The following is a 6,475-nucleotide window of genomic DNA, read 5'->3' as shown; positions in this document are numbered from 1 at the left end:
CTTCGGGGTGGGACGTCAGGCGTTGGCCGCGGCCTTGAGGGCGTCGGCGCGGTCCGTGCGCTCCCAGGGGAGGTCGAGGTCCGGGCGGCCGAAGTGGCCGTACGCCGCGGTCGGGGCGTAGATCGGGCGCAGCAGGTCCAGGTCGCGGATGATCGCGGCCGGGCGAAGGTCGAAGACCTCGTTGATCGCCGACTGGATGCGGGCCGGGTCGACGTTCTCGGTCCCGAAGGTCTCCACGAACAGGCCCACCGGAGCCGCCTTGCCGATCGCGTAGGCGACCTGCACCTCGATGCGGCCGGCCAGACCAGCGGCGACGGCGTTCTTCGCAACCCACCGGGTCGCGTAGGCGGCGGAGCGGTCCACCTTCGACGGGTCCTTGCCGGAGAACGCACCGCCACCGTGGCGGGCCATGCCGCCGTAGGTGTCGACGATGATCTTCCGCCCGGTCAGACCGGCGTCACCCATCGGACCGCCGACCACGAACCGGCCGGTCGGGTTGACCAGCAGCCGGGTGTCGGAGACGTCGAGGTCGAGCTGCTCGATCTCCGGGCCGACCACCTTGTCCTTGATGTCGGTGGCGAGCATGCCCTCGAGGTCGATGTCGGCAGCGTGCTGCGTCGACAGCACCACGGTGTCCAGCCGAACGGCCTGGTCACCGGCGTACTCGATGGTCACCTGGGTCTTGCCGTCGGGACGCAGGTACGGCAGCACGCCGTCCTTGCGGACCTTGGTCAGGCGACGGGACAGGCGGTGCGCCAGCGCGATCGGCAGCGGCATGAACTCCGGCGTGTCGTCGCAGGCGTAGCCGAACATCAGGCCCTGGTCGCCGGCGCCCTGCTTGGCGATCTCGTCGATCACGCCCTCGACCCGCGACTCGTGCGCGGTGTCCACGCCCTGCGCGATGTCCGGCGACTGCGAGCCGATGGCCACGTTCACGCCGCAGGAGTTGCCGTCGAAGCCCTTGGCCGAGGAGTCGTAGCCGATCTCCAGGATCTTCTCCCGCACGATGGTGGGGATGTCGGCGTAGGCGTCGGTGGTGACCTCACCGGCGACGTGCACCTGGCCGGTGGTCACCAGCGTCTCCACCGCGACGCGCGAACGCGGGTCCTGGCCCAGCAACGCGTCCAGGATCGAGTCGCTGATCGCGTCGCAGATCTTGTCCGGGTGGCCTTCGGTCACGGACTCACTGGTGAACAACCTGCGACCGGTGCGCAGGTCAGACTGCTGACTCACGACTCTCCCTGAAGTGCTTTCAAAACCCACCGCATGGTGGTTGACGTGCGCAGCCACCCTACTTGCGGCGCAGCTGCCCGGTCACAGCATCCCACAACGTGGACGCCAGACGGGATTTAGCGCCGAATGGGATGGGCTGCTCGGTGCCGTCGCTGGCGAGCAGCCAGCCGGCGTTCTCCTCGACCTCGAAGGCCTTGCCGTCCCCGACGGCGTTGACCACCAGCAGGTCGCAGCCCTTGCGGGCCAGCTTGGCGCGGCCGTGGTCGAGGACCGAGGTGGTCGCGTCGCCGGTCTCGGCGGCGAACCCCGCGATCAGCGACGCGGACAGCTTGCCGGCGGCGCGCGCTTCGACCAGTTCGCCGAGGATGTCCGGGTTCTGGGTCAGGGCCAGCGGCTCCGGGTCCGAACCGGACTTCTTGATCTTGTGCTCGACGAGCTTGGCGGGGCGGAAGTCGGCCACGGCGGCGGCCATCACCACGGCGTCCGCGCCGTCGGCCTCGGCCAGCATCACCGACCGCAGCTCCTCCGCGGTGCCCACCTTGATCACCCGGACCCCGGCGGGATCCACCAGGTCGGCGGTGTGCGCGGCGACCAGCGTCACGTCCGCGCCGCGGTGCGCGGCCACGCGGGCCAGCGCGTACCCCTGCCTGCCGGACGAGCGGTTGCCCAGGTAGCGCACCGGGTCCAGCGGTTCGCGGGTGCCACCGGCGGAGATCACCACGCGGCGGCCTTCGAGGTCGCGCGGCAGCGCGGCGGGCTCGGCGAGCAGCAGGCGGGCCAGGTCGACGATCTCGGCCGGGTCGGGCAGCCGGCCCTTGCCGGTGTCCTTGCCGGTCAACCGGCCGCTGTCCGGCTCCGCGACGACGACGCCGCGGCTGCGCAGCAGCGCGACGTTGTGCTGGGTGGCCGGGTGCTCCCACATCTCGGTGTGCATCGCCGGGACCATCAGCACCGGGCACCGGGCGGTCAGCAGCGTCGAGGTGAGCAGGTCGTCGGCCTGCCCGTGCGCGGCGCGGGCCAGCAGGTCGGCGGTGGCGGGGGCGACGACGACCAGGTCGGCTTCCTGCCCGAGGCGCACGTGCTGGACTTCGTGGACGTCGCTGAACACGCCGGTGCGCACCGGCTGCCCGGACAGCGCCTCGAAGGTCGCCGCGCCGACGAAGTTCAGCGCGGCCTCGGTCGGGACCACCCGGACGCTGTGCCCGGACTCGGTCAACCGCCGCAGCACCTCGCACGCCTTGTAGGCGGCGATGCCACCGCTGACGCCGAGGACCACCCGCGGGCGATCCTCGGCGCGGTGTTCGGTCACTCGCCTTCGGTGTGCTCGAGCACGCCGGCGTGGATCTCGCGGAGCGCGATCGACAGCGGCTTCTCGCGCGGGCCCGGCTCGACCAGCGGGCCGACGTACTCCAGCAGGCCCTCGCCGAGCTGGGCGTAGTAGTCGTTGATCTGCCGCGCGCGCTTCGCGGAGTAGATCACCAGCGCGTACTTCGAGCTGACCTGCTCGAGCAGGTCGTCGATCGGCGGGTAGGTGATGCCTTCGGCGGTGTTGGTGGACGGGCTGCTGTTGAGCGCAGCCAGCGCGCTGGGGGTGCTCACGTGAGTGGCTCCTGCTCCTCGTGGACGGCGGCGTGGTGCCGTTGCCTTGGGGCGGCGATGCGGACCGCGGGGTGCCGGACTTCGGTCGACCGAACTCCGGTGCTGCTCACCGCTGGCTCGTCACAGTTCGCGGCCAAGTATCAATCGTAGCAATTCGCTGGTCGCGGCCTGCACGTCGGCGTTGACCACGGTGGCGTCGAACTCCGATTCGGCGGCCAGTTCCTCGCGCGCGGTCGTCAGCCGGTGCTCGACGACCTCGTCGGGCTCGGTGCCGCGACCGGTGAGCCGGTCGACCAGGACCTCCCAGGACGGGGGCAGCAGCATGACCAGCTGCGCCTCCGGCATGGCCCGGCGGACCTGGCGGGCGCCTTGGAGTTCGATCTCCAGCACCGCCGGCCGCCCGGCCGCGAGGGCTTCCTCGACGGGCTTGCGCGGGGTGCCGTAGAAGTTGCCCGCGTAGCGGGCGTGCTCGAGCATCTCGCCGGCCTCGATCATCCGCTCGAACTCGGCGGTGTCGACGAAGTGGTAGTGCTCGCCGTCGACCTCCCCGGCGCGGGGCGCGCGGGTGGTTGCGGAAACGCTGAAGTAGATCTCCGGGGCCTGCCTGCGCACCTCGGCCAGGACGCTGGACTTGCCGACGCCGGAAGGGCCGGAAACGACGGTGAGCCGAGGCTCGCCCTGACGGACGGTCCTCGGCTCAGCGCCGGTTTTTGCGTCGATCACTCGCCGCTGAACTCGGAGAGCAGCGCCTTGCGCTGCCGCTCGCCCAGTCCGCGCAGACGACGGCTGTTGGCGATCTCCAGCCGCTCCATGATCTGCTGGGCGCGGACCTTGCCAACGCCGGGAAGAGCCTCGAGCAGGGCGGAGACCTTCATCTTGCCCAGGACCTCGTCGTTGTCGGCGGTGTCCAGGACCTCCGCCAGCGTGGTTCCGCCTCGCTTGAGGCGCTCCTTGAGCTCCGCTCGGGCGCGACGGGCGGCAGCCGCCTTTTCCAGAGCTGCTGCCCGCTGCTCCTCGGTCAGCTGGGGAAGGGCCACCATGTCCTCCGTGATGTGGGGTTTCTCTTGATCGGTGCGGCGAACGGTACCGAGTCGGCTCTGCCGGGTTCCACTGGGGTCCGGTTTTTGTGAGCCTGATTCAGCCAGGTCCGCCACCAGGCCCGCTCGTACGAGGCGCGCACGATCGGGGTGCCGCTGCAAGTACTACCAACAAAGCCGCTGAAGTGCACTAATCTCGGCAAAATTCATCAAATCTGTCCGATTTCCGGGCAGTTGAGCCATGCCGGTGCCGTCCTCGCAGGTCAAAGCGGGGTGAAATGCCCCTCATCCGCAACGTGATCAAGACCTCTGCAACCTCCGCGGAGTTTCCGCAACGCGGAAGTTCCGTACTGATCCAGACCCCACCGCGAAACCCGCTCCACGGCGGCGGGGAAAGACCCGGAACGCGCGCTCGCGGCCGGGCGGGGCAGGCGTGGCGGAGCTCCCGGAGTTCGGAGACGTTCGGGAGCTCCTCAGCGCGCCTGGACTAGAGGGTCTTCATGAGGTCCTGGACCCGGGAGGCCATGCGCTGCTTGTCGATCGGGGCGACCGTGGTCCAGGGCTCCGCGCCCCGGGTGTTGGTCTCGATCATGTACCAGCCCTTGGGGGTGGCGAAGAAGTTCGTCACCATCGGGGCCCGGTGGCGCTTGCCCTGGCCGTCCATCACCGACGCGCCGAACTGGGCCCACGCGGTCCGCTCGCCGCCGGCCATCTCGACCAGGAGGCGGGCGTCGTCGCGCTTGACGCCTTGGCGGGCGAGGCCGTCGGCCATCGCGCGGTCGGAGTTGCCCGCGTTCTTGGCCGCTTCGGCCATCGCTGCGCTGCGGAGCGAAACACCGCGTCCCTGGCCCGCTTTCACGTCGTCCGGGAGGACGCTGAGGAGGGCTCGGACCATGGAGTCCGCGGGAAGTGCTTGCAGGCGAACGGATTGCTCGTTCAGGACGGCCAGCGTGGCGTTGTTGCGGACGTTGGCGACCATCCCGGTCGTCTTCCGCTCGCCGTCGGAGGTGCGTTCGCCGAAGGTGATGTCGAAGGCCCGCTCGTAGCGCTGCAGCGGCAGGAACACGCCGCAGATGTCCTCTTCGCGCATCTCGTTGCCGAATCCGAGGCGGTTCAGCTCGTCCCAGGCCCGGCGCTGGACCTCGCGGCGCTCGGACTCCAGGATCCCCTCGGGCAGGACGTTGAGCACGATCGGCTTGGTCCCCAGGTTGAAGTGCTTCCACGCCTCGTGGAAGGCCTGCTTCGACAGCTCGAACTTCACGGAATTCTCCCCAGACCGCTGCGTGGGCGGCATCGAGCGATGCCGCCCACGCGATCGACTGCTTCGTTGCGAACTACTTACTGCTGCTGGTTCCAGTCGCCGAACACCGGAGGCGCGACCTTCGGCATGTCGTCGTCGAAGAAACCGTGGTCGCCCTTGAGGTACTCGGGAGTCTCGTGCTCCTGGTCCTCCTCGCCCGGCTTGCCCTGGCCACGACCAGCGGCTGCACCACCGGCACCGCCGACACCACCGCGGCCGCCAGCAGCACCCGAACCGGACCCGGAACCGGAACCCGTCCCAGAGCCACCAGGCCCGCCGATACCGGCGCGACCCCCAGCGCCCGGACCGGACCCGGCACCACGGCCGCTGCTGCCACCAGCACCGACACCACCGCGGCCGGAACCGCCGGCGCCGCCAGCGCCCACGCCCCGACCACCAGAGCCGGAACCCGAGCCGCTTCCGCTACCACCAGGGCCACCCGGGCCGAACATCCCGGGACCGCCGACACCCGGACCAGGCACGCGACCGCCACCCGGACCGGTCTGACCGGGCCCGTTCTGACCGGGGCCGCCGCCCGGACCGGGAACCCGCCACACCGGGCTCGTACCGCCGGGAACCGAACCCGGTCCACCAGAACCGCCAGGACCACCGGTGTAACCGGAAGGACTGGTCGAGCTGTACCCGCCGCCACCGGTCCCACCGGTGCCGCCACCACCAGCCCACTGGCTGCTCGTCCCGGAAGGACTCCCAGAAACCTGCGGCACCCCACCAACGTTGGTGTGCGGCGAGCTGGACGTCGCCACGTTCATACCGCTCGCAGGAGGTGGGTCGAACCTCGAACTCGCAGCAACCGTGCTCTGCGAAGTGCTCTGGTACGTCTGGAAGGCCTGTACAGCCTCCTGCCGCAGCTTCTCGTTGTGCTCCTTGGCAGCTTCCGCGTCGGTCTGGCCGTTCACCATGGAGTCCCAGGTGTCCTTGAACCAGTTGCTGTCCGGCGCTTCCTGCTCTTCGCCCTTGCCCGGGATCGAGGACTGCACCTTCGCGAAGGCCTCACCCTGGTCAGTCATCAGCTGCGACTGCGCCTTGGCGTTCTCCGCGGTGACCTCAGTCCAGAGCACTACCGGCATGGCCTGGTTCTGCATGGCCTCGCCCGACTCAGACTGCATGAAAGCACCGGAGCTCTTCAGCGCTTCCTCAACACGAACCTTGAGGTCCTGAAGGTACTTGTCCTCCGTCGTCCACGACTTGGACTGGCCGTAGTAACCGTCGGCAGAACCATTCTCAACCCAGCCGCGCATCTGTTCGAGGCTGGCGCCCTCAAAATCCGAGGGCTCAATCTGTCTAG

At 69.6% G+C, this 6,475-nt stretch carries 7 protein-coding genes; all 7 read right to left on the bottom strand.

From position 1 onward, the window contains the following. Positions 1–15 precede the first annotated feature (15 nt). A complete protein-coding gene (metK, locus tag OU415_RS32680; protein ID WP_270953367.1) occupies positions 16–1,197 on the bottom strand; it encodes a methionine adenosyltransferase in 1,182 nt (393 codons plus the stop codon). A gap of 94 nt (positions 1,198–1,291) precedes the next feature. After that, positions 1,292–2,542, bottom strand: coding sequence for a bifunctional phosphopantothenoylcysteine decarboxylase/phosphopantothenate--cysteine ligase CoaBC (gene coaBC, locus OU415_RS32675; RefSeq protein WP_270953366.1), 1,251 nt, complete (start codon positions 2,540–2,542; stop codon positions 1,292–1,294). Continuing rightward, a complete protein-coding gene (rpoZ, locus tag OU415_RS32670; protein WP_093154160.1) occupies positions 2,539–2,832 on the bottom strand; it encodes a DNA-directed RNA polymerase subunit omega in 294 nt (97 codons plus the stop codon). The genes coaBC and rpoZ overlap by 4 nt, the downstream gene beginning before the upstream one ends. A gap of 120 nt (positions 2,833–2,952) precedes the next feature. Continuing rightward, positions 2,953–3,555: a guanylate kinase gene (gmk, locus tag OU415_RS32665; protein ID WP_270953365.1), complete on the bottom strand. Its 603-nt coding sequence runs from the start codon at positions 3,553–3,555 to the stop codon at positions 2,953–2,955. Then, positions 3,552–3,869, bottom strand: coding sequence for an integration host factor, actinobacterial type (gene mihF, locus OU415_RS32660; protein WP_179724937.1), 318 nt, complete (start codon positions 3,867–3,869; stop codon positions 3,552–3,554). Before mihF ends, gmk begins: the two co-directional genes overlap by 4 nt. Positions 3,870–4,356: 487 nt before the next feature. After that, complete coding sequence (locus OU415_RS32655; protein ID WP_270953364.1) at positions 4,357–5,130, bottom strand: ESX secretion-associated protein EspG; 774 nt, start codon at positions 5,128–5,130, stop codon at positions 4,357–4,359. A gap of 77 nt (positions 5,131–5,207) precedes the next feature. Next, the gene (locus OU415_RS32650) at positions 5,208–6,428 is read right to left on the bottom strand and encodes a hypothetical protein (protein ID WP_270953363.1); all 1,221 of its coding nucleotides are present in this window, start codon (positions 6,426–6,428) and stop codon (positions 5,208–5,210) included. Positions 6,429–6,475 lie beyond the last annotated feature (47 nt).

Source organism: Saccharopolyspora oryzae (assembly GCF_027853915.1).
In the GTDB taxonomy this organism is placed as follows: Bacteria; Actinomycetota; Actinomycetes; order Mycobacteriales; family Pseudonocardiaceae; genus Saccharopolyspora; species Saccharopolyspora oryzae.
Note: the sequence above shows the minus strand (reverse complement) of the source record. Positions and strands in the feature narration are given on the sequence as shown.

Excerpts from the sequence above, each read along its gene's own strand:
- OU415_RS32650 (WP_270953363.1), bottom strand. The coding sequence starts at position 6,428 with ATGCGCGGCTGGGTTGAGAATGGTTCTGCCGACGGTTACTACGGCCAG.